This is a genomic window from Prevotella sp. oral taxon 306 str. F0472 (genome assembly GCF_000257925.1).
GTDB lineage: Bacteria > Bacteroidota > Bacteroidia > Bacteroidales > Bacteroidaceae > Prevotella > Prevotella vespertina.
Genome location: NZ_AJIN01000038.1, coordinates 1 through 23,924 on the forward strand (window position 1 = coordinate 1; position 23,924 = coordinate 23,924).

The window sequence follows — 23,924 nt, forward strand, 5'->3', positions numbered from 1 at the left end:
AAAAAAATTGTTCGCGAAGAAAATCGAAATTCTTCGCGAACAATTTTAATTTTCTTCGCGAAGAATTTTTTGCGTTGCTTAGAGGAACATTGTAGCAGAAGAACAAGGCTTTAGGCTGAATGATATAAGAACACATTTCTTATGACAGGTTCTGCTTCTAGATAAAGGTGCCACGGGAGCATTTATTAGATTGATTCAGGGTATCAATCGTTCTGTAATAAGACAATCGATTATATTAATTGTTAAATTAATGTCTTTCAAAACTAGTGTATTAATTTGGTTCTCTCGCTTCCGTGGTACGGCCTCACCCCCAGCTCCTCTCCTACAGAGAGGGGGGTCTAACGGGGTGAGGCTTTTGTGTGAGACAGAAGAACATGGGCTTTGAAGACAGAGTAACATACGAACATAGGGGGATAGTAACAGAGTTTTAGACAGAAGGACAGAGAGACATAAGTTTTCTATGACAATGGTATATAAAATTGGAGGATGTGTTCAATTAAGGCTGAACACATCCTCCAATTCTTATTTGATAAAAAGGGGTTAGGCCGAGAGTTGTCTTTCCCTATTCCTAATTTACAACTCTTACAATGGAGTTGTGAAGATAAACGTACGGATAACCCAATAAGAGAGAATACCACAGAGATAGCCTAAGAAAGCTATCCACGAAATCTTCTTCATGTACCAACCAAAGGTTATCTTCTCCAATCCCATTACGACAACACCTGCTGCAGAACCAATGATAAGGATAGAACCACCTACTCCAGCACAATAAGCCAAGAGCTGCCAGAAGATGCCATCAACGGCCATGTCGCCTGTTGCCTGAACAGGATACATACCCATACTACCTGCAACAAGTGGGACGTTGTCAACAATGGACGATAATACTCCAATGATACCCGTCACTGCATAATGATTACCTTGGAAGAAACTGTTTAATCCTCCACCGAGTTCGTGTAATATACCCACTTCTTCAAGACAGGCAACAGCCATCAAAATACCAAGGAAGAAGAGGATTGTTGACATATCTATACGACTCAATAAGTTGGTGACACGCTTAGAGAAGTCTTCGCTATCGCCCTTAGCACGATGTAGATTGCGATAAAATATCTCTGTGATCGTCCAAAGAATACCCAGAACAAGGAGGATACCAACGAATGGAGGAAGGTCTGTGAAGTAATGGAATACTGGTACAAAGCAGAGTCCACCCACACCAATAGCAAAGATTATCTTGCGTTGTGAGCCATTGAACTCTAATAGTTCAGTATCACCAGAGTGATCAGTCTCTAACATATCACCACCTAACTTGCCCTTTAATAAGAACTGAAGAACAAAGGCTGGGATAATCATTGATATAAGAGATGGAATGAAAATCTCGCTTATCACGCCACCAGCTGTTATCATTCCTGCATTCCACAACATGATAGTTGTCACATCACCGATTGGTGAGAAGGCACCGCCAGAGTTGGCAGCAATGATAACCAATGACGCATAAATCATACGATCCTTATGGTCTTGAACGAGCTTGCGGAGAATCATAATCATCACAATACTTGTCGTCAAGTTGTCCAAAATAGCTGAAAGGAAGAACGTCATGAAGGCTATCTTCCATAATAAACTACGCTTTGACTTAGAACGCATCACATTCTTTACCCAGTTGAAACCACCATTCTGATCAACAATCTCAACGATTGTCATAGCTCCCATAAGGAAGAAAAGCGTGGTTGCAGTGTCACCAAGATGCTCCGTTATCAACTTATTTCCAAACGTGACTAACTGATCACCCACACCCTTAAACTCTGGATGCATCAACTGTACAAACGGTGCTGGATCAAACATGTAAAGTGTCCAGCAGAAAACAAACATCAATAAGGCAACTGCTGCCTTGTTAACCTTAGTAAGGCTCTCCATTGCAATGAGCGCATAGCCCAAGACGAAGGCGACGATAATAGAAATCGTTAGTGTAGACATAAATAAAATTGATTCGATTATTCTTTGGCGCAAAGGTAAGCAAAAGAAGTGAGTTGGCAACATAAACTATTCAAATTAATTCAGCGAATGAATGTCAGATTCATCAAATTGTAGTATCTTTGCCAATATTCAAACACTCAACACGAATGAACGACGAAATACAATCCCTTGTTGAACAACTCAACGCTGCATCTGATGCTTATTATAATGGTCGAGAAGAAATCATGACCAACTATGAATGGGATGCTGCCTTTGACCGATTAAAGAAGTTAGAAGAGGAAACGGGAATTATCTTACCTGATTCTCCTACTCAAAATGTATCTGCTGATAACCTTACTGGTCAGAAAGAGGAACATGAGTTCCCTGCTCTATCTTTAGCAAAGACAAAGAAGGTGGCAGAACTTGCAAAGTGGGCAGAGAATAGACCTATTTGGCTCTCATGGAAGTTAGATGGTTTGACACTAGTTGTTACATACGATAATGGAAAACTGACAAAGGTTGTCACGCGTGGTAATGGTCACATTGGAACAAATATTACCCATCTATCTAAGGCTATTGACGGAATCCTACAGGCAATACCCTATAAAGGACATCTTGTGATTCGTGGTGAGGCTGTTATCAGTTATCCTGACTTCGAGCAATTCAATATGGAATCAGAAGAGGAATATGCTAATCCTCGTAACCTTGCATCAGGTTCATTGACATTGAAGAACATCAATGAAGTGAAAGAACGCCATATCCGTTGGATTCCGTTTACCCTCGTTTATGAAGAAGAAGAGATTATCTCATGGGGTAATCGTATGGCATGGCTAGAACAACAAGGCTTCAAGCCAGTAGACAGAGAACTCATTGAGCAGCCCACAGAAGCAAATATCCAAGTAGTCATCGATCGTTGGACAGAACGGGTAACAGGCAAGAGTTCGTCGCCTTTCCCCTATCCCGTTGACGGCCTGGTCATCTCATACGACGACACCGTTTATGCTGCAACAGGTTCTGTCACTGGTCATCATGCGACACGTGCTGGTTATGCATTCAAATGGCAGGATGAGAGTGCGGAAACAGAATTAGAATATATAGAATGGTCTTGTGCAGCCTCAACCATATCTCCCGTTGCCGTATTCAAACCCGTTGAACTAGAAGGAACAACTGTAAAGCGTGCCTCGCTCTGCAATATCTCCGAATGTGAACGACTGGGGATTGGCGATAAGGGAACAAAGATAGCTGTTATCAAAGCAAATAAGATTATCCCGAAAGTAATCAATGTTGTTGAGCGACTGGGCGTATTCCATATACCTGAATTTTGCCCTGTATGCCAATCAGCAACAGAGGTAACGGAGAGTGAGAGTAGTGGAACAAAGACGTTGCATTGTACCAACACGCATTGTCCTGCAAAGCAACTCAAGAAGTTCGGACGCTTTGTATCAAAGGAAGGAATCAATATTGATGGACTATCCGAACAGACAATACAGAAGTTTATCAATCTTGGTTGGGTACGTGAATATGCAGACTTATTCCATCTCAACAACCATGCTTCAGAACTACGAACAATGGATGGATTTGGAGACAAGAGCGTTAGCAAGTTACTTACAGCCATTGAGAAAGCTCGTGATGTGGAAGCGCATCGCTTACTCTTTGCATTAAATATACCACTTATCGGGCGTGATGTTTGCAATCGTTTGTTATCGGCTTATCAAATAGCAGACCTATTCCATACAGCTACTGAAGCTACTACCGAAGATGTCTTTGCTACTATTGCAGGCATTGGTCCAGAAAAGAGTGCCAGCTTTGTTAGATGGATGAAGGATAAAGATAACTATTCAATGCTGCAACAGCTATTAGTAGAACTCAATATTAGTCAGTCTTCATCTGCGCCAACTGGTAATAGTTGCGAAGGACTAACGTTTGTTATCACTGGCGATGTGCATCATTATAAGAATCGTAATGAGCTGAAGGCTTACATTGAGAGTCAAGGGGGCAAAGTGACAGGTTCTGTCTCTAAATCAACCAGCTTCCTTATTAACAACGATGTAGAAAGTTCTTCTGGCAAAAATAAAAAGGCGAAGGAACTCTCTATTCCAATTATCTCTGAAGAAGAATTCATTGCTCGATTTGTGCAGATGGAAGCTAATCCTTCTCCAACTAAAGAAGGCTCATTGTTCTAAGATGGGTCTTTCTCTATAAAGATGGTTCAAGAATAGCTTTTACTACTTAACAAAAACAATTTAAATAACCCTTTAACACCCTTCTCAAAATGAAGAATATTAATCAACGGAGAATAGCACTAGCCATTGTCACATTCATTTGTACGATAGCATGTGCACAAGTGCCAGGAGACTATATCTCTACACATTTCAAAAAGGGAGATACTCTCCAATACACCTATAAGCTATCGATTAAAGCAGAGGACCCAACTACAAGAAAGCCCATAGAGATTCTTTATGGTGTCTATGATAATTTATCTTTCAGTCCTGCATCGTCTTACTATCTACTCAATGAAAATAGAAAATCCTACGAATCAACATTTACATTAACTGTACGGGAAGTGACACCTTATACTTATACCATGCGGTTACAGGTTCAACAGAGTCCTTATGGGGATAATATCAATGGTAACCCAGAGTTAATGACTCCTAAGTTCACTAATGGATTACTAAAAGAAAAAGGTATCTTAATCACCTTTAATAAAAATATGAGTAATTATATGCCCGCCAATTCGAATGAAACAATAAATGATATTGTAGACTACATCTACGCACACAGAGAAGAGAACGAACTTATTAAAAAATTTACTGATGTAGTGCCAAAGGAGGAATTTAAGCAAGAATTCACCCAATCAGAAGATGTCAATTCTTTTATATCATTAATTATAAACCTCTCAGCTCCAGGGCTTGGTGTGCTACCTGAGATTTATAGACGTAAGTACACACCAGAAATGGTACATTATAAAGAGATACCATCAGATAAGAAAGGCTCTCATCCTCTCAAGATAGAAGAAACAACTTCTTTCAACTCGGATGGCTGGCTAAATGAATACAATAGAACTGTTACCTTTAAACAACCAAGGTCACTTATTGTTTCACATGAATCGCTTATTAGGCAGGTTAAACAATAAAGTGAATCGGCACCATTTTCATCAACCATTAACAAGATAAAGGTATGCGCACATCACAATCCATTCTTCATAATAATTTATCCAACGCAGGCCATAAATCATACATAAGTATCTGGCTTGGATTATGTCTCTTGCTTATTTCTTTACCTACTTCTGCTCAGAATGCAATAGAGATAGGTGATGAAATTACTTATGAGTTCTCCAACTCGTGGTCCTATTCAGCCAAAGGAGATTCTACTGACAATGGGGATAGAATATTCCAGCCCACAAAACAACAACAACTTATCTATCCTTACGTTCCATTGTATAAATCAACTCCGGACAGCGTTTACTCTAGCTTCACCCTTACAGCACTTAACTCTTCTACCTATGGAAGGGTATTCCGTTTGCATATCAATCAACCCTGTTGTACCCTTAACAGATATGGAATACCTCTCGATTCTATCTTACAAATCATAATGGAACATGATGTTATCCTAGCCTATTCTTCCTTATTAGACCAATACATCATTTGTAACATGCATGACTTCTATCCTTCATTAGACAAGATTCTTCAGCATGGGATTCCTAACGAGTTCTTATTACAAACAGATGATTATAAGTTAAGTCAACCTTCTCTCAATATGGTTTCTATCAATGTTTTAAAATATGCAATCAATGCTTTTTGCCCAGGATTAAAACTTGCTATTATGGCACAGAGTATTCCTTGGCAAGACAAGGTAACCATCACCGGAAAACCATTAGATGGGAGTAGTCGGACAATGAGCTACTGCAACACAACTGATAAGGTTTCAGATGAGAATTTCTACAGGGACATAAAGAGTGAAGAATATGTCAGCGATTATATGTTTAATTATGTCAATGGAAATTCAGAAGAAGAGATAGATTCCGTAGAAGTAGACTCTATATCAGATGATAGTATTGACTATGAAGCGGTTTGTGATACAGCCATAGCAGAAGTAGTGGATGATGACACAGACTCTGTTGTCATAGATACTGCTGAAATTGACAATGATTGTGATTCGCTAACCGAAGATTTTCATCCGCTCTATAATAAGATAAAGATACATATCACCCCTGATGGGTTTGTGGCTGAATACAATATAACTAGCACTATCAAATTTGGAACGGCTCTATGGGAACGCCGAATAAGATTACGCAGAAAGAACAACTAACTAAAAACAATAAATTATGAAACAGTTAACAGGAATATTTGCCATTATCGTGGCTGTATTATGCCTTGTCATGCTACCAAAGACAAGTAGAGCGCAAAGTTGTAAGACGAGTAACAATGAGAAGAAAGATGCTGAGAAAAAGAAAGGTAAGGTTCTTATTGTTTTCTTCTCTCACACAGGAGAGAACTACGCTGTGGGGAATATCGAAGTGGGCAACACAAAGATGGTGGCTGACTACATTCGAGATGTGACAGGGGGTGATGAGTTTGAAGTGGTAAGAGAAACTCCTTATCCTAAGACTTACAAGGAAGTAGTTGAGGTTGCAAAGAAGGAGAGATACGGCAAAGAATATCCTCCGTTCAAAGGAAAGGTCAACAATATTGACGACTATGATGTTGTGTTCCTTGGTGGTCCAGTCTGGATTCATAGCTATCCGCAGGTTATGTTCACCTTTATGAAACAGTATGACTTGAGTAATAAGACTCTCATTCCTTTCCTCACGCACGAAGGAAGTGGACTAGGTTATGCCGTTCGAGACATCAAAGAGATTTATCCTAATGCCAATATCCTTAGTCCCGAAGCCTTTTATGGTCATGAGGTTCGTACAGACATGAGTAAGGTTAAAGCGTGGTTAGAGGCTCTAGGCTATAAGAAATAGAGAGATTGACGAAATGTACTTTCGTACCCCACAACTTATACTTCCGTGCCCCACGAAATGTACTTTTGTCAATTACATGATAGCAACTTTATAAGGTTGATTATTAAAAGGATTATAAAAAAGGCTCACAACAATTATTGTGAGCCTTTTTAAGTTTACTATTCAACGAACTCGTTTATTTCGTCAACTCCTTTCCGATTTCCCTAGAACGTCCACTTAGCAGCAATGGTTGGGATAGCATAAAAGCGGTTATTCTTACCCTCATCGTTATAAACGAAGTTGTTGCTAAGCTCAACCTCAGAACCTAAGGACAGATTCACATTCTTCATTCCCTTTAGTGTGTTAAGGTTAAACCAGAACTGTGGCTCTGAAATCATGATTAACTTGCCCTTTACATTCGGATTATACCATACATCGCAGAAACCATCAAATGTGCAAAGCCCCTTTGCAAAGGTGGTACTCCATACTTCTGTCAACTGAAAACCACTAAAGGGATGCCAACCTTTATTAGCATTCTTGAAATAATACTTATACATTAACTGAACGCTGAATGTCTTAGAGAAATCCTTTGAAGCCCAGTTCCAAGCACCACCTAGGAGAACTGCATGCTGATAACGATTACCTACATAAGCACCATCTTTCAAGTTAGTTCCAGCACCACCATTATACTCTACATGGGCTGCCCACTGCTTGTTCTTTGAGAGATTAAACTCACGAGAAATCTCCCAATAAGCACCGATAGCACCATCACGTTTATAGTCGATATCGGTGAACATGAAGGTAGAACCCCAGGTATCAGGTTTAAACATCTCAACAGTAGTCGTTACCGACATGCGCGAAGAGAGATCTTTGTAAAGACTGTGTCCTAAGTCGTAATGAACTTGAACATCCTGTGCCATAGCACTGCCAAAAGCTGCCATCAAAAGGATAGCGAGGGAAAAGAATCTTTTCATTTCGTTTTTAGTTTATTATTAGAAAACTGCTGCAAAGTTACAAAAAAAACTTAAAGTCTCAACGCAATAATAAAATAATACTTAACTTTGTAACACTTATGAGAATAGATATTATCACCGTTTTACCAGAGATGCTGGAAGGATTCGTGCATGAGAGCATCCTTGCCAGAGCCGAAAAGAAAGGACTTGCAGAGATTAGGCTTCATAACCTTCGTGATTATACAAAGGATAAGTGGCGCAGAGTGGACGATTATCCATTCGGCGGACAGGCTGGAATGGTTATGCAGATCGAACCTATTGATAATTGTATTAGTGCTTTAAAGGAAGAGAGAGATTATGACGACGTTATCTTCACCTCTCCAGATGGCGAACAATTCAATCAGAAGATAGCCAATGACTTATCAATGGGGGGTAATATCATCATTCTTGCAGGTCACTATAAGGGGATTGATCAGCGAGTACGTGACCATCTCATTACACGCGAAATATCTATAGGCGACTTCGTGCTTACGGGTGGCGAACTACCTGCTGCCATCATTGCCGACGCTGTAGTTAGACTCGTTCCAGGCGTTATCAGTGACGACCAAAGTGCGCTCTCTGATTGTTTTATGGACGATATACTTTCCGCTCCAATCTATACACGCCCACGCAGTTATAAAGGATGGGATGTACCAGAGATATTGCTAAGCGGTAATGAAGCTAAGATCAAGCAATGGGAGTTCGATCAAGCAATGGAGCGCACAAAGCGGTTACGTCCTGATTTACTAAAAGGCGACAAAGACTAAGCGAACGATATTGGTCTAACCCACAATAGAAAAAGCTTTCTCTTTGAATTTATAGATTCAATTCAGTTATAAGGATTCCTCACAGCAATATACCAGTGAGGAATCCTTTATTTTTACCCATATAGACAGAGAAGATAGCATCATCTTCCACCATCCAATTAGACTACAATCTTACTCCTAACACCCATGCAATGCACCTATAAGTTAATGTACGATTGCACTTATACTTGACATCGCACCCTCCTTAGCCTTTATCAACCGCATTATACAAGTTTGTATAACGAGTTATACACGTTTGTATAATTAGTTATACACGCTTGTATAATTCGCTATACAAACGTGTAGAACTCAATAGGTCTTATAGGAATACGATTGTACTGCTTATATAAGTATCATCATATTACTTATATAAGCAGAAAAGAATTTATAATTGAAAGGCGAAGACTGTGCTTACTTATAACGTTTCATACGCATAAGCACGGGATAATGCTCTTCATAGCGATCGAACTCAATGCTCTGCCCGTCATAACCATTCTCGGTAAAGGCATCACGGACGTCCTGTTGTTCTTCTTCGGTGATGGCACGGAGCTGTTCCTTAACATGATAATAGGTAGCTGCACCGAAGCATTGCATAACGCTCAGTCGGACGCCACGCAAATCGGAGGCACGCACGTTGTCAAAGATGTGTGAGATTCCCCAAGCATAGCGTTCCTTGCGGTTAGATATAAAGAGCGGACAATTAGGCTTGCCCGTTATCACATTCGGATTGGTTACCATATAACAATCTCGTGTGCAATTTGCAAGCATCTGATAGGCTACATGGCGGAAGCATTCATTTGCTTTTCCACAATGAGAGCCAGGGCAATGAGCAAAATCAATGTCTAAAAGGTTATATTCCTCTTGTGTCATAATATTATTATTTCAAAATGTAATGGTTAGTTATTAACAGATACAAAGGTAATGATAATTTCTTACATAATGGCAAACTATTCGGACTGATAATTTAATGTGAAGCGCTTCCTATAATTGTTCAACGAAACTCTTCCCACTACTCGATATGCTCCTTTATAAAGTCTTCGCCTAAGCAGAATCCTTCTTCGTAAAGATCTTCGAGCTTGTTGACATCCTTCTCCATTCTTCCAACAACAACGGGCTTCTCTGGACGAATGACGAGTATCTTTCCTTGTTCTTCTAACTCGTCAATCAAATCTAACTGACGATTATACGCCTCTATACGATGACTTAATGCAACACGTAGGCGGGGGTAATTACGATAGATAAACTTAGGTTGCTTATAGTCTTTACCCTTATCCCGCCATCCTTTATTACGTGTGCAAATCACTACGTTGGTTTCGTGTCCTGTCTCAATAGCGTGTTGAACGGGAATGGAATCAACAATACCACCATCCAACAAAGGTTTGCCATCTATGGTGACAATTTTACTTACATAAGGCAAACTGGAGGATGCCCGTGCTAACTCATTTAATCTCTTCGCATTGCCCTCAGTTTCGGTAAGATATTCAGCTAACCCAGTCTCACAATTCGTTACAACCATCTCATAGACTTCGCCTAACTTACTTTGACGAAAGTACTCATCATAATCGAAGGGGACAAGCTCAAATGGGAACTGCTTATACAACAACTCAGGATTAAAAATGCAGCCCTGTGTTACCAAATGACGTAAGCCTATATAATCATACTTGGCAAGCATATCTATGTTAGAAATACGTGCACGGCGGGGCTGTCTGCTCATATATGACAAGCCGTTACAGGCACCAGCCGATACAGCTACGACATACTTAAAACGAAGATTATACTTCATAAAAGCATCCAATACGCCCGAGGTAAATACTCCGCGCATACCACCTCCTTCTAATACTAAGCCCGTATTCCTATCAATTTGCATAAAAACTCGTTAAAAAACAACTGCAAAGTTAATAACTTTCAACCAAAAATAACTATCTTTGCAATCAAACCATCTAATTTATTGAAATATGTTTAGCAAAGAAACTTATGTAAACCGCCGAGCAGAGCTAAAGAAGCTCGTAAAGAGTGGTATCATCATTCTCTTTGGCAATAACGAATCACCTGCAAACTTCCCTGCAAATGGTTATTATCCGTTCCGCCAAGACTCGTCTTTCCTCTATTTCTTCGGTATGAAGCGTGATGGGCTTGTTGGCGTGATTGATGTTGATAACGACACCGAGACACTCGTTGGCGACGACATCGACATTGATGACATCGTTTGGTATGGAAGTGTTGATTCAGTTAGAGACATGGCCAATGCCGTTGGCGTGGCTAACACAGTAGACATGAAGGGACTCAAGACGATTTGCAACAACGCATTGCGTGAGCATCGTAAAGTCCATTTCCTTCCCCCTTATCGTGCCGATATAAAGATTCAGATCTTTGACCTCTTCGGTATTCATCCTAACCAACAGAAAGAATCAGCAAGCATGGATCTCATCCGTGCCGTTGTAAAGATGCGTTCTGTGAAGACGCAAGAAGAAATTGAAGAACTGGAGCGTGCTGCCGTTATTGGTTATAAGATGCACACAACAGCTATGATCATTGCTAAACCTGGCGTAACGGAGAAGTACGTTGGTGGACAGGTTAGCGGTATCGCTAGTTCATACGGTGCAATGGTTTCTTTCCCAACCATCTTCTCACAGCATGGTGAGATTATGCATGGTATCCCATCAATGGCAGTATTGGAATCAGGTCGACTTGCCTTATGTGATGCTGGTGCCGAGACCATCAACCACTATTGCTCGGATAACACACGTACTTTCCCAGTAAATGGCAAGTTTACGCAGAGACAATTAGAGATATACAAAGTTGTTGAGGAATGTCATGACGCTGCTTTGAAGTATGCGAAACCAGGAGTCAAGTATGCCGATGTTCACTTTGCTATTTGCCGTATTCTCTTCGATCGCATGAAAGAATTAGGCTTAGCAAAGGGCGATACAGACGCTGCTGTTGCTGCTGGCGCACACGCAATGTTCCTGCCTCACGGATTAGGTCACATGATGGGTATGGACGTTCATGATATGGAATCATTCGACCAGATTAACGTAGGATTCGATGAGGAGACACGCCCTAACCTAGAGCAATTTGGAACGAACTGCTTGCGTATGGGTCGCCGCCTAGAGGAAGGATTCGTGGTAACTGATGAGCCTGGTATCTATTTCATCCCTGCTCTCATTGACGAATGGAGAGCTAAGAAACACTGCGCTGACTTCTTGAACTTCGATAAGCTCGACGAGTATAAAGACTTCGGTGGAATACGTCTTGAGGACGATATCCTCATCACCAAGGAGGGATGTCGCTTTATTGGTAAAGACCTCATCCCTTACCATCCAAAGGATGTTGAAGAGTTTATCGCAGCCAACAGAAAGTAATTGATAACATATAATTAATAATTTCATCCAAGGCTGCCACTCAATGCAAAAGCTAACAATGGCAGCCTGCTTTTATTTACAACTTTATGAAGAAAACATTAGTAGTAGCACTGCTCGCTTTGGTAGCGATAGGCGCTAACGCTGCAGACAAGAAAGAAGCATCTGCTTCTAACAAGCCTGTCTTTACAGTAGTAAAGCAGAATCCAATTACAAGTATTAAAGACCAGAACCGCTCAGGTACGTGCTGGGATTACTCCACACTTAGCTACTTTGAGGCGGAGATTCTCAAGAAGACTGGCAAGACTTACGACCTCTGCGAGAGCTTCGTAGCTAACAAGACCTACATGGATCGTGCCGTTCAAGTTGTTCGTCTGCATGGCGATTGCCAGTTTGCACAAGGCGGTTCAGCATACGACGTACTTTACACCATTCAGCACCATGGTATCGTACCAGAGAGCGCAATGCCTTTCCCAGGTTCACTCTATGGCGACTCATTGAATAACTTCAACGAGTTCTTCTCATTGATGGAACCATACGTAAACGCAGTTGCACGCAACAAGGCTAACAAGATATCAGGTCAATGGAAGGTTGGATTGCAAGGCATTCTCGATGCTTACCTCGGCAAGTGCCCAGATAAGTTCACATACGAAGGCAAGCAATACACTCCAGAGACTTTCGCTGCAAGCCTCGGTGTGAATTGGGACGATTACGTAACCATTACCTCTTACACACACCATCCATTCTACACCACATTCGCTGTAGAAGTACAGGACAACTGGCGTTACCCACAATCTTACAACCTTCCAATGGATGAGATGATGCGCATCATCGACAATGCCGTAATGAATGGTTACACCGTTGCTTGGGGTGGCGATGTTAGTGAGCCTGGTTTCTCACGCAAGGGACTCGCTTACATGGTTGATGGCAAGAAAGTTGAGAGCATGAAGGGCAGTGACATGGCTCACTGGCTAGGTCTATCTACTGCGAAGAAGAAGGACTTGATCGACTCTCTCGGCGTAAACGTGCCAGAGATTACCCCTACACAGAAGCAGCGTCAAGAGCGTTTCGACAACTGGGAGCTAACCGATGACCATGGTATGCTCATATTTGGTATTGCAAAGGATCAGAATGGTAAGGAGTACTACATGGTAAAGAACTCTTGGGGTGAGACTGGTGACTACAAGGGTATCTGGTACATGACAAAGGACTTCATTGCAGCTAACACCATGGACTACATGATTAACAAGAATGCAATTCCTAAGGATATTCGCAAAAAAATGGGACTCTAATCACTTAGATTCCAATCACAAATAACTCTTCCCGTTCCATAGCTATGGAGCGGGATTTTTTATGCTCTAAGCCTCGAAACAAACTAGTCTACCCACACTTTCACACATCAACAACACATTGTGCGCCCCCCTATACAAAATATATAAACCACCCATAACCACCCGTAAGACATAAGCATAAAAGAAGAAAAACATACGTTTTGCATTTCATTTTCCTTGCTTTTCTTTTGTTTTTCTACGGACTTTGTATTACTTTTGTACGCATCAAATTATATTATCTAAGCGTGATAATTAATTATCTAAGTGTGATAATACTTTATCTAAGTCTGATAATTAATTATCACGCTTAGATAATACAAAAATATACGCATTGCACAAAGACGCGATACGTACGAAAATATAACGCGAACAGTATAAATTTAAAACGGAAACCGTATATGAGTGTAAAGTACAAGCTATTAAAGTATCATGGGCACTTCTCTACTCGTTCAGAATATAGGGCAGTTACCATTGAGAATCAAGTTGTAGGAATTGACCGCATAGGTCGGAGTATTCAAGGGGCAACGTCACTTACGCATGCCGATGTGATTGCCGCAATTGCTGCATTGAGGGATGAAATTTCCTCTCAACTGATGTCGGGAAATGTCGTTCATTTGCCGGGATTAGGTTACTTCAGTCTTGCTGTGAAGGGAGAGCTGCATCAAGATCCGCGTTCTGGACATTTCCGTTTGCGGAAGCCAGAGGTTCGGACGGTTAAGTTTCGCCCTGATACGGAAATGATGGAGACGTTCCTTCATGCCGAGTTTGAAAATGTTACTTATCGGGATGGCGTTTCCTCTATCCCAACCTATAAGGAGATTGATGAGGCTATCGCAAGGTTAGGAACGGATAGACCTTTCTTCTCTGTGGACGACTTGCGTCTCAGCCTTAATCTTTCGCAGGCAAATGCTTATCGCATTGCGGCACGATTGGTGGAAGAAGGAAAAATTAAGGACATTGGGAAAGGGAGAAATAAGCTATATGTCTTGGGTGAACATGATGGCAAATAGACATAAATAAAAAAGAGGATGTGCTCAGCATATCCTCTTATATTTGTTTTATCATATTCTGATAGGTTATAGCCTATGCTCCTTCGAACTCTCTTAGGAATCGTGTATCATTCTCAGAGAAGAGGCGGAGGTCGCTGACACGATATTTCAAGTTGGCAATACGCTCAACACCCATACCGAAGGCATAACCTGTATATACGCTTGAATCAATACCGCAAGCCTCAAGGTCGTGTGGGTCAACCATACCGCAACCGAGGATTTCAACCCATCCTGTGTGCTTACAGAAACCACAACCTTCACCGCCACAGATGTTACAGCTGATATCCATCTCTGCACTTGGCTCAGTGAATGGGAAGTAGCTTGGACGAAGACGAATCTTCGTATCTGCACCAAACATCTCACGTGCAAAGGTAAGAAGAACCTGCTTTAGGTCGGTGAAGCTGACATTCTTATCAACATATAAGCCCTCTACCTGATGGAAGAAACAGTGTGCACGGGCTGATATGGCTTCATTACGATAGACACGACCAGGGCAAAGCACACGAATTGGAGGTTCGTGTGTAGACATATAGTGTGCCTCATCATTAGAAGTGTGGCTACGGAGCAGAACGTTCTTAGTAACATCCATTGTGTTGCTACGCTCAATGAAGAAGGTATCTTGCATATCACGTGCAGGATGATCAGCAGCAAAGTTCAACATAGTAAACACGTGCTGATCGTCATCTATCTCTGGTCCTTGGTAGAGCGTGAAGCCCATTCGAGCAAAGATATCAATGATTTCATTCTTTACCAGCGTCAGTGGATGACGTGTACCAAGGCTGACAGGGTAGGCGGTACGTGTCAAATCAATATCGTCACTCTGCGCCTCACTTGTCTCAAGTTGCTCTTTGAGATCATTAATCTTGTTCTGTGTGACCTGTTTGAGTTCATTGATTTTCATGCCAACTGCCTTCTTTTGGTCAGCTGCTACATTGCGGAACTCGCCCATCAACGCATTGATTTCACCTTTCTTACTTAGATATTTCAAGCGTAGTTGCTCTACATCATCTGCGCTTTTGGCCGTGAGTGTGCTCACTTCATTAAGAAGTTCTTGTATCTTGTCTAATAACATACTGCTTGATTATTTTCCTGCAAAGGTACGATTTATAATCGGAACGGAGAAATTACCATAATATAATTTTATACTTTTGCTACCTTATTAGAAATAAATATCGTACTTTTGCAAGAAATTTGAGACGAATAAAGAGAATATGAGAAAGGTATTTTTACTTGCTGTAGTTGTCTGCGTGGCAATGCTTACTGTAGGCACTGGTTGTTCTAACAAAAAGGTAGAATCGGCTGATAGTACAAACACTGAATCTACGGAGGTAGATAGTGATACAGTCGATGATGTTGATTCTGCGACAGAGGTGATAGCTTCAACGCCAATGCCTAAAGCGGCTGACCAACTATTTGATGATTTCTTCTTCAACTTCATTGCAAATAAGAAGTTGCAACGTAGTCGTATTAACTTCCCATTGCCAGTTCTAACTGGAAATAAGAAGGTTGAATTGCAGAAAGGTCAATGGAAGACAGATCACTTCTTCCGTCCTCAAGGTTATTATACATTGGTATTTGATAACGAAGAGCAGATGAAGTATCCTAAGTCAACTGATTTGGATAGTGTTATCGTTGAGAAGATTCACCTGAAGAAGGGTACTATCGAACAATATTGGTTTGATCATCAAGAAGGTAAATGGAGATTGAATGAGATTCGTAATATATCGTTCAAGGATAGCTATAATGCCTCTTTCTTTAAGTTCCTGTCTAACTTCTTCGCAACACGAGGCGCAGGTGCTATAAAGAATCCATTAGCTTATTCTGGTCCAGACCCTGATGGTGAAGAGACTACAACGGTAAATCGTACGATACCAGCAGAGGAGTGGTCTACCTTCTTACCAGAGGTTCCTGGAGGAATGATATATAATATCCTTTACGGGCAGAAGTACTCCGAGACTAATCGTAAGATATTAACTTTCCGTGGTCTCTCTAATGGAGTAGAAACACAGCTCATCTTCAAACTTCATGGTCAGAAGTGGCGTTTAGAGAAGATAAATGCTTATTAATAGTAATAGAATCTATTGTTTGGGTGATGAAGGTGTGCGGAAAGGCTAATCCTCATCACCCAATATTTATAAATATCCGAGGGAACCATCATTTTTATCCCTTTCACTCATAAAGTGTCATCTGATATGAAAGATTTGAAATCGTATAGTTTATTTCCACATAATACGTTTGGTATTGATGCTAAATGTCGACGCTTCGTAGAATATAACTCTGTAGAGGAGGCACAAGATGTTGTGCGCTCCTTGAAAGATGATGATTATCCACTATTGATACTTGGTGGTGGTAGTAATCTCCTATTAACGGGCGATTATGCAGGAACAGTACTTCATTCAGGTATCTCGTTTATAGAAGAATTGGGGGATGGACGTGTGCGTTGTGGCTCTGGATATGTATGGGATGACTTTGTCGACTATTGTGTTCGGCATAATCTTTATGGCGCAGAGAATCTTTCTATTATTCCAGGAGAATGCGGTGCAAGTGCTGTTCAGAATATTGGAGCGTATGGCGCAGAAGCAAAAGATTTGATAGAGGAGGTTGAGGCTGTAGAGATAGCGACGGGAAAGGTATGTCACTTCTCTAATGCTGATTGCGAATATAGCTATCGTCAGAGTAAGTTTAAGCATGAATGGCGTGATAAGTTCCTGATTACATCAGTTACTTATAAACTATCTAAGACTTATGAGCCAAGACTTGATTATGGCAATATCCGAGCTGCGTTAGCTGAGCGTGGAATAGATAACCCAACAGCTACAGAACTCAGACAAGTAATTACTGATATCCGTAATGCAAAGCTCCCTGATCCTAAGCGAATAGGTAATGCTGGTAGTTTCTTTATGAACCCTATAGTCTCAAAGGATAAGTATTTAGAATTGGCTGCACAATATGAGGGAATGCCACATTATACGATCGATGATGACCATGAGAAGATTCCTGCAGGATGGATGATTGATCAATGTGGTTGGAGAGGGAAAGCTCTTGGCAATGCTGGCGTTTATGAAAAGCAAGCATTAGTATTGGTAAATCTTGGCGGTGCTACTGGCTCTGATGTTGTACGCCTTTGTGAGACTATCCAGCATGATGTGAGAGAGAAGTTTGGTATTGAGATTCATCCCGAAGTAAATGTGAGATGAAGATGTCAGAACCTATAAGATATTTAACATTCTTAGGTACAGGTACTTCAAATGGAGTACCTGTTCTTGGTTGTAATTGTGAGGTTTGTAGAAGTACTGATCCACGAGATAAACGCTTACGTACTTCAGCTTTGTTAGAGACAGAGAACACTCGCATTATCATTGATAGTGGTCCTGATTTCCGTCAACAAATGCTACCACAACCTTTCCGTAAGATCGATGGCTTACTGATAACGCATATTCATTATGACCATGTCGGTGGTATTGATGATGTCCGCCCTTATTGCCAGTTAGGAGATATTGATGTTTATGCCAATGAGGACACGTGTGCAGGTCTACGGCATAATTTCCCTTATTGCTTTACGGAACATCTCTATCCAGGTGTGCCAAAGTTGGAGCTTCATGCTATACAGCCTCATTCTCATTTTCGGATAGGTGACTTTGAAGTAGTACCAATTAATGTTATGCATGGAAAGTTACCTATCTTTGCCTATCGAATAGGTAAGTTGGCATATATCACTGATATGAAAACAATAGAAGAGTCAGAACTTTCCTATTTAGAAGGTGTTGAAACCTTAGTTGTCAATGGTTTACGCTGGGAACGTGAGCATCATTCTCATCAATTAATATCAGAAGCCATTGAGTTTAGTAAGAAGATTGGAGCTAAGAGAACTTATCTAACTCACTTGACTCACCAAATAGGTTTATATACTAAGGCACAACAGCGTCTTCCTGATGGCTTCTTCTTTGCTTATGATGGATTAGTTATTACGGTCTAGTTAGAATTTTAGCGACATATAAATCCTTGCGGAATAGCCTTTATATAGGTGGTTTCGCATTATTTTTGTGATGGAAACCTTTCTAATGCTTTGTAATAAAATACTACCTAATTCTGGGATTATAATTGCGTTATTTTCGACGAGGCGTGTACTTTGATTCAAATATGCGAGTTATGGAGTATGTTAGACGATATTCTGCAATTTCTTGATATACATGATGTTATATAAATCTCTGCCTTTTCCGATTGAAAAAATATTCGCTATTATTGAAAAATATAGTACTTTTGACTGAAAAATCATATATTTTTTATCGAAAAACTATATATCTTTTAGATGAAACATATATATCTTTTATGTAAAACATATATAAGTTTTGCGCAGAACATATATATGTTTCTTGAAAAACCTATTTTTTACTCATTTTTCGTCCATAATACTTGGCTTCTCACGCTAGAATGAATCTTTTTGAAGATAAAGATTTGTCAAGAAATATAGTATAAGTTTTAGTAGATTTGATATGAAGAATTTGCTATCTAAGTTGTATCTGACAGCAATAGTTTTATTTCATTTGTTGCCATAATGGATATTTAAGGAAATGCAATTGGTAGGCAGTAGATTGTAAGTAGAGAAAGTATGATGGGCTATGAAAAGAGATTTCATTCAAGTACAGCTAATTTCGGTAGTCTGCTTTTCAAAATAGGCACAAAAAAACCGTAGAGCTAAGCTCTACGGTCAATTTCTCTCTTTTTCAGTTCGCTTTCTGATTACTTCTTAACAGTAGAATCAGCCTTTGCAGAATCAGCCTTTGCAGAATCAGAATGTGCGCTATCTTGTTGCATTGAATCAACAGCTGAATCCTGAGCAGTTGTATCAACGTTAGCTGCTGGCTTAGAGTTACCATTACAAGATGCGAAAGAGATAGCTGCAATAGCTACGAACATTAAAACTAATTTCTTCATTTTCTTTGCTTTTTAAATCTGTAAAACAATCATTTGTTTGTTAAAACGATGCAAAGGTAAGTATTTTTTTGATATGGCAATAATTTTTTAAAGACTTTTTTTGTTCCTATTTGTAACTATTTTGTAATCTGTTGAAAATCAGTTATATATAAACGTTAAATAAATGTTAATGATTTTAATGTGTACCTGCACAATGTAAATTTAGGGCTTCTTAGGACTTGTTTTAATAGTTAGTTATGAGGTTAAACTTATTCTTAATAGGAACAAAGCAGGGTAACCTTTGGTTTTATGTGTGATTTAGTGTAACTTTGCAAGCTATATGATAGATACAGCAGCATTCCAAGGCAAGACCGCCAAATTCTATACGTTGGGTTGTAAACTCAACTTTTCTGAGACGAGTACTTTCGCGCGTACCTTATATAATATGGGTGTAAGAGAAGCGAAGAAAAGCGAGTCTGCAGATATCTGTTTGATTAATACATGCTCGGTAACAGAAGTTGCCGACCACAAATGTCGTCAGATTATCCATCGAATGGTACGCCAGAATCCTGGAGCCTTTGTTATTGTTACAGGTTGCTATGCTCAGTTAGAGAGCGCAACGATAGCTAAAATAGAAGGTGTTGACTTAGTTTTAGGTAGTAACGAAAAGGCAGATTTGATACAATATCTTAGTGATGCATGGAATAAAACAGATATTGAATCTACAGCAGATAAATCTTCTGAAGAAGGTAAGGGAAAGTATCACTCGGTTAAGACAAAGGATATAAAGAGTTTCCAAGCAAGCTGTTCACGTGGAAATAGAACTCGTTATTTCTTGAAGGTACAGGATGGTTGTAACTATTTCTGTACTTATTGTACGATTCCTTATGCACGTGGATTCTCTCGTAACCCTTCTATTGAATCACTCGTTCAGCAAGCTGAGGAAGCTGCAAAGGAAGGTGGAAAAGAAATAGTTCTGACAGGTGTTAACATTGGAGATTTTGGTGAGACGACAGGAGAAAGGTTCTTAGATCTTGTGAAGGCTCTTGATAAGGTGGAAGGTATAGAACGCTTCCGTATTAGTTCGTTAGAGCCCGACTTGATTGATGATGACCTCATTGAATATTGTGCACAATCACGTGCCTTTATGCCACACTTCCATATCCCACTCCAAAGTGGATCAGATGAAGTATTAAAGTTAATGCATCGTCGTTATGATACAAAGCTGTTTGCTCACAAGATAAAGCTTATTAAAGAGAAGATGCCAGATGCCTTTATAGGGGTTGATGTAATGGTTGGGTCACGTGGAGAACGACCAGAATATTTCGAAGATTGTTATAACTTCTTAGCATCTCTTCCTGTAACACAACTACATGTATTCCCTTATTCTGAGCGTCCTGGAACATCTGCTCTTTCTATCCCCTATGTGGTAGATGCTCGTGAAAAGAAGCATCGTGCACATAAGTTATTGAAGTTATCAGATGAGAAGACGCGTGCTTTCTATGCTGCACATATTGGTCAAGAAGCAGATGTTCTCTTTGAGAAAGCAGCTAGAGGAAAGGCAATGCATGGCTTTACTGATAATTACATTCGTGTGGAACTATCCCCTAATCAGGCGAAAGAAGAATATGATAATCAAATTATCCGTGTGCGCTTAGGGGGCTTTAATTTCGATCAAAGCTCTTTAAAAGCAGAACTTCTATGAAAGTAGCAATTGTCATTTTGAATTGGAATGGGCGGAAGATAATGGAGCAATATCTCCCTTCCGTGGTAGAATATTCGCGTGGAGAAGCGGAAGTAATAGTAGCTGATAATGCTTCTACGGATGATTCTGTAGTATGGTTATCAGAGCATTATCCACATCTTCGAGTTATTCCGTTGGATCAAAACTATGGTTTTGCAGAAGGTTATAATCAGGCACTAAGACAAGTGGATAGCGAGTATTATGTACTACTAAATAGTGATGTTGAAGTGATGCATCATTGGTTGACACCCTTGATAGAGGAGATGGATGCCCATGAAGAAATAGCTGCTTGTCAACCGAAGCTCCTCTCCATGACAAATCGTGATGCTTTTGAGTATGCGGGAGCATCGGGTGGGTTTATTGATCGCTATGGTTATCCCTTCTGCCGTGGACGTGTTTTTGATGTTGTGGAAGATGATAATGGTCAATATGATGATGCTAAAGAAGTCCTTTGGGCAACAGGTGCTTGCATGATGATACGTGCTAAAGACTATTGGGATGCAGGTGGTTTAGATGGTAGGTTCTTTGCTCATAACGAAGAAATCGACCTTTGCTGGCGTCTACATCGTATGGGTAAGCATATCTTCTGTTTCCCTGAAAGCACCGTTTATCACGTTGGGGGAGGGACATTACCGAAGTCGAATCCTCGTAAGACATTCCTTAACTTCCGTAATAACTTAACCATGTTGTGGAAGAATTTGCCTGATGATGAGTTACAGCATGTAATGCGGATGCGATGCTTCTTAGATTATCTTGCAGCTTTTCAAACGCTCCTTTTTAATCGTAATTGGGGAGATTTTAAAGCTATCATTTCTGCACGAAGAGCTTTCAAAAGGTGGCGTAAAGAGTTTAAACGCCCTGATAATAAGTCTAATATGGCTGAGAACTCGTCAGATATGTTATCTAATTGTGCTCCTGATGGGCGTAGGATGTACTCTATTTTATGGCAGTATTATGTGCATGGTAATAAACATTTTGATAGGCTACCTGGCGAATAGAAGCTATAAAAAGAGCTGTATTTTACACTTTTTTAGTAGAACGCTTGCATAAAAAAATACTTTTTAGTAAATTTGCAAAGACACCTATAATTATTGTAAAAAAGCTTGTGAAGCAACTATACTACATATTATTTCTGGTTCTGGTAACCTGTGTTGGTTGCCAATTTAAGCTTTCTTCTGATGACGAGAACGATAAGTCTCAGTTATTAGAGTTGGATCGCTATGACCGGTTAGAGTATCGTTACCTTACAACGGGCGACTTCTCTGCGCTCCAGCAGATGAATACAGAGTATCCAATTGAGACCCGTACGCTGATAGAGGATGTAGTTAAAATAGGGGAGACAACCGATCCTGACATCAATAGTAAGTTCTTGAAGTTCTACCAAGACACAACTCTTCAAACGTTGATAGCGGCAGTTGAATCTGAATACGCTAATACGGATGACATTGATAAACAGCTTAGCACCTCTTTTAGTAGGCTGAAGCAAGTTCTTCCAGACATAGAGATTCCAAAGGTATATGCGCAGATCTCCGCTTTAGATCAGAGTATTGTTGTTGGTAACGGGACGATTGGTGTCTCTTTAGATAAGTATCTTGGAGCTAATTACCCATTGTATGCAAGGTTCTATTCACCTACTCAACGCAAGCAAATGTCGCGTGAATACATCCTTCCAGATTGCTTAACTTTCTATTTGATGAGTATCTATCCGCTAGAGAACTTTGAGTCACGTCCACAGATAGAGCGCGACTTACAGATAGGAAAGATTCAATGGATTGTGAATCAAATAATGACGAAACGCATCTATCATAGTCGGTATGAAGATGCGGTGGAAGTCTATATGAAGAAGCATCCCAAGCTCTCTTACGAAGACTTATTGCGTAAGACTGACTTCTCAGAGTTTAAAGTTATCGAACGATAAAAGCGGATGGACGATAAGTCCTTCCGCTTTTATCTATTTGAAAAGGGCGTCTCCTTGATGTGAGAAGAGGCTTTCTTCATGGCAAAGAAGGCGTCTCTTGTTTTCTTACTTATTATATCTTATCAAATGTTATGATACTTAATTCGTATCAATAATAGTGTTTGCTTTTCTATTATTTTTTGTATATTTGCATACTGGATAGTAATATTTCGACACTTAAAGACCATCATTATGCAAAAGGGAAAGGATATTTGTAAGGCATTGAAAGAGGTTCGTCAGCAGATAGCAGATGCAAATAACATTCGTTATCAACCTTGTGAATGCCACCACAAAGGCGATTGCTCTGGTACTTGTCCTGCTTGTGAACAAGAAATCAGATATATTGAAAACCAACTAAAAGAGCGTAGTCATAAAGGTATAAACACGAAGGTTATTGGTATTGCTGCAAGTATTTGTGCCGCAATGATGCCTTTGACAGTCTCCGCGCAAGGCTCTAAGTGTAATACAAATCCTGCTAGCGTTGTACACAAGGTAAGTCAAGGTAACCTGCAAGTAATCGATTGGTCACAAGGTAGACGTGATGCTGTTGTTATTAAAATACAGCTTATTGCGTCTGATAATAAGCGACCTGTGACCTCTGTAGACGTACGATTGCTTGGAACAGATAAGCATACTTCTACAGGTCTAGACGGCTATTTTGCTGTGAAGGTACCGATAAATGGAACCTTGAGAGTCTCTCGTTTTGGAGTTGAAACTAAGGTTTTAAAGGTGAGATCTTTGTTAAAACTAAAGAAGAAGATTATCGAATTAGAAATGGATCATTATATAGTTGGTGAAATTGCAGCCCCTAGTAGTGAGCGAATAAGCGATTCTGATAGTCCTACGTCACATGTAGAAAAGAATAAATAATAGTTGTTCT

At 40.1% G+C, this 23,924-nt stretch carries 21 protein-coding genes; 15 read left to right on the forward strand and 6 right to left on the reverse strand.

Annotated elements, in window-relative coordinates; translation table 11 throughout:
* Nucleotides 1-582: 582 nt before the first annotated feature.
* Nucleotides 583-1,968 (reverse strand): sodium:proton antiporter NhaD, encoded by a 1,386-nt coding sequence (gene nhaD, locus HMPREF9969_RS05940; protein WP_036895255.1) that lies wholly within the window; start codon nt 1,966-1,968, stop codon nt 583-585.
* Between the two features lie 146 nt (nt 1,969-2,114).
* Between nhaD and ligA the strand changes: the two genes are divergently transcribed.
* The 4 genes from ligA to HMPREF9969_RS05960 all read left to right on the forward strand — a co-directional run bounded on the left by ligA (nt 2,115) and on the right by HMPREF9969_RS05960 (nt 6,913).
* Nucleotides 2,115-4,130: an NAD-dependent DNA ligase LigA gene (gene ligA, locus HMPREF9969_RS05945; protein ID WP_009434953.1), complete on the forward strand. Its 2,016-nt coding sequence runs from the start codon at nt 2,115-2,117 to the stop codon at nt 4,128-4,130.
* 89 nt (nt 4,131-4,219) lie between these two features.
* Nucleotides 4,220-5,080 (forward strand): hypothetical protein, encoded by an 861-nt coding sequence (locus HMPREF9969_RS05950; protein ID WP_009434966.1) that lies wholly within the window; start codon nt 4,220-4,222, stop codon nt 5,078-5,080.
* Between the two features lie 44 nt (nt 5,081-5,124).
* Nucleotides 5,125-6,255 carry a hypothetical protein gene (locus tag HMPREF9969_RS05955; RefSeq protein WP_232212657.1) on the forward strand — a complete coding sequence of 377 codons (1,131 nt, stop codon included), beginning with the start codon at nt 5,125-5,127 and terminating at the stop codon, nt 6,253-6,255.
* A gap of 16 nt (nt 6,256-6,271) precedes the next feature.
* Nucleotides 6,272-6,913: a flavodoxin gene (locus HMPREF9969_RS05960; protein WP_009434955.1), complete on the forward strand. Its 642-nt coding sequence runs from the start codon at nt 6,272-6,274 to the stop codon at nt 6,911-6,913.
* 203 nt (nt 6,914-7,116) lie between these two features.
* Here the strand turns inward: HMPREF9969_RS05960 and HMPREF9969_RS05965 are convergent, their stop codons facing one another.
* Entirely contained in the window at nt 7,117-7,866 is a 750-nt protein-coding gene (locus HMPREF9969_RS05965) for a DUF5020 family protein (protein ID WP_009434950.1), read from the reverse strand.
* A 98-nt stretch (nt 7,867-7,964) separates the two neighbouring features.
* Here HMPREF9969_RS05965 and trmD point away from each other — a divergent pair, with 98 nt between their 5' ends.
* A complete protein-coding gene (gene trmD / locus HMPREF9969_RS05970; protein ID WP_009434941.1) occupies nt 7,965-8,651 on the forward strand; it encodes a tRNA (guanosine(37)-N1)-methyltransferase TrmD in 687 nt (228 codons plus the stop codon).
* Between the two features lie 450 nt (nt 8,652-9,101).
* Here trmD and HMPREF9969_RS05975 read toward each other — a convergent pair whose 3' ends face one another.
* Together HMPREF9969_RS05975 and HMPREF9969_RS05980 are read right to left on the reverse strand one after the other, a co-directional pair.
* A complete protein-coding gene (locus HMPREF9969_RS05975; protein ID WP_009434958.1) occupies nt 9,102-9,560 on the reverse strand; it encodes a DUF6078 family protein in 459 nt (152 codons plus the stop codon).
* Nucleotides 9,561-9,699: 139 nt separating this feature from the next.
* Complete coding sequence (locus HMPREF9969_RS05980; protein ID WP_009434962.1) at nt 9,700-10,557, reverse strand: patatin family protein; 858 nt, start codon at nt 10,555-10,557, stop codon at nt 9,700-9,702.
* 88 nt (nt 10,558-10,645) lie between these two features.
* Here HMPREF9969_RS05980 and HMPREF9969_RS05985 point away from each other — a divergent pair, with 88 nt between their 5' ends.
* From HMPREF9969_RS05985 to HMPREF9969_RS05995, 3 genes are all read left to right on the forward strand, one after another.
* Nucleotides 10,646-12,052: an aminopeptidase P family protein gene (locus HMPREF9969_RS05985; RefSeq protein ID WP_009434952.1), complete on the forward strand. Its 1,407-nt coding sequence runs from the start codon at nt 10,646-10,648 to the stop codon at nt 12,050-12,052.
* An 86-nt stretch (nt 12,053-12,138) separates the two neighbouring features.
* Nucleotides 12,139-13,341, forward strand: a complete 1,203-nt coding sequence (locus HMPREF9969_RS05990) for an aminopeptidase C (RefSeq protein ID WP_009434956.1) — start codon at nt 12,139-12,141, stop codon at nt 13,339-13,341.
* 437 nt (nt 13,342-13,778) lie between these two features.
* Nucleotides 13,779-14,390, forward strand: a complete 612-nt coding sequence (locus HMPREF9969_RS05995) for an HU family DNA-binding protein (RefSeq protein ID WP_009434940.1) — start codon at nt 13,779-13,781, stop codon at nt 14,388-14,390.
* Nucleotides 14,391-14,463: 73 nt separating this feature from the next.
* Here the strand turns inward: HMPREF9969_RS05995 and pheS are convergent, their stop codons facing one another.
* The gene (pheS, locus tag HMPREF9969_RS06000; protein ID WP_009434951.1) at nt 14,464-15,501 is read right to left on the reverse strand and encodes a phenylalanine--tRNA ligase subunit alpha; all 1,038 of its coding nucleotides are present in this window, start codon (nt 15,499-15,501) and stop codon (nt 14,464-14,466) included.
* A gap of 139 nt (nt 15,502-15,640) precedes the next feature.
* Between pheS and HMPREF9969_RS06005 the strand changes: the two genes are divergently transcribed.
* The 3 genes from HMPREF9969_RS06005 to HMPREF9969_RS06015 all read left to right on the forward strand — a co-directional run bounded on the left by HMPREF9969_RS06005 (nt 15,641) and on the right by HMPREF9969_RS06015 (nt 18,405).
* Nucleotides 15,641-16,495: a DUF4348 domain-containing protein gene (locus tag HMPREF9969_RS06005; protein WP_009434963.1), complete on the forward strand. Its 855-nt coding sequence runs from the start codon at nt 15,641-15,643 to the stop codon at nt 16,493-16,495.
* A gap of 126 nt (nt 16,496-16,621) precedes the next feature.
* On the forward strand, nt 16,622-17,626 hold the full coding sequence (gene murB, locus HMPREF9969_RS06010) for a UDP-N-acetylmuramate dehydrogenase (RefSeq protein WP_009434960.1): 1,005 nt from the start codon (nt 16,622-16,624) through the stop codon (nt 17,624-17,626).
* Complete coding sequence (locus HMPREF9969_RS06015; RefSeq protein ID WP_009434947.1) at nt 17,623-18,405, forward strand: MBL fold metallo-hydrolase; 783 nt, start codon at nt 17,623-17,625, stop codon at nt 18,403-18,405. Before murB ends, HMPREF9969_RS06015 begins: the two co-directional genes overlap by 4 nt.
* 764 nt (nt 18,406-19,169) lie before the next feature.
* Here HMPREF9969_RS06015 and HMPREF9969_RS06020 read toward each other — a convergent pair.
* Nucleotides 19,170-19,364 carry a hypothetical protein gene (locus HMPREF9969_RS06020; protein ID WP_009434943.1) on the reverse strand — a complete coding sequence of 65 codons (195 nt, stop codon included), beginning with the start codon at nt 19,362-19,364 and terminating at the stop codon, nt 19,170-19,172.
* Nucleotides 19,365-19,683: 319 nt separating this feature from the next.
* Between HMPREF9969_RS06020 and mtaB the strand changes: the two genes are divergently transcribed.
* The 4 genes from mtaB (at nt 19,684) to HMPREF9969_RS06040 (ending at nt 23,914) form a co-directional block, all read left to right on the forward strand.
* Nucleotides 19,684-21,048 (forward strand): tRNA (N(6)-L-threonylcarbamoyladenosine(37)-C(2))-methylthiotransferase MtaB, encoded by a 1,365-nt coding sequence (mtaB, locus tag HMPREF9969_RS06025; RefSeq protein ID WP_009434939.1) that lies wholly within the window; start codon nt 19,684-19,686, stop codon nt 21,046-21,048.
* Nucleotides 21,045-22,085 carry a glycosyltransferase family 2 protein gene (locus HMPREF9969_RS06030; RefSeq protein ID WP_009434954.1) on the forward strand — a complete coding sequence of 347 codons (1,041 nt, stop codon included), beginning with the start codon at nt 21,045-21,047 and terminating at the stop codon, nt 22,083-22,085. Before mtaB ends, HMPREF9969_RS06030 begins: the two co-directional genes overlap by 4 nt.
* A 107-nt stretch (nt 22,086-22,192) precedes the next feature.
* Nucleotides 22,193-23,005: a gliding motility protein GldB gene (locus HMPREF9969_RS06035; protein WP_036895259.1), complete on the forward strand. Its 813-nt coding sequence runs from the start codon at nt 22,193-22,195 to the stop codon at nt 23,003-23,005.
* Between the two features lie 231 nt (nt 23,006-23,236).
* Nucleotides 23,237-23,914, forward strand: coding sequence for a hypothetical protein (locus HMPREF9969_RS06040; RefSeq protein WP_009434964.1), 678 nt, complete (start codon nt 23,237-23,239; stop codon nt 23,912-23,914).
* Nucleotides 23,915-23,924: the final 10 nt, after the last annotated feature.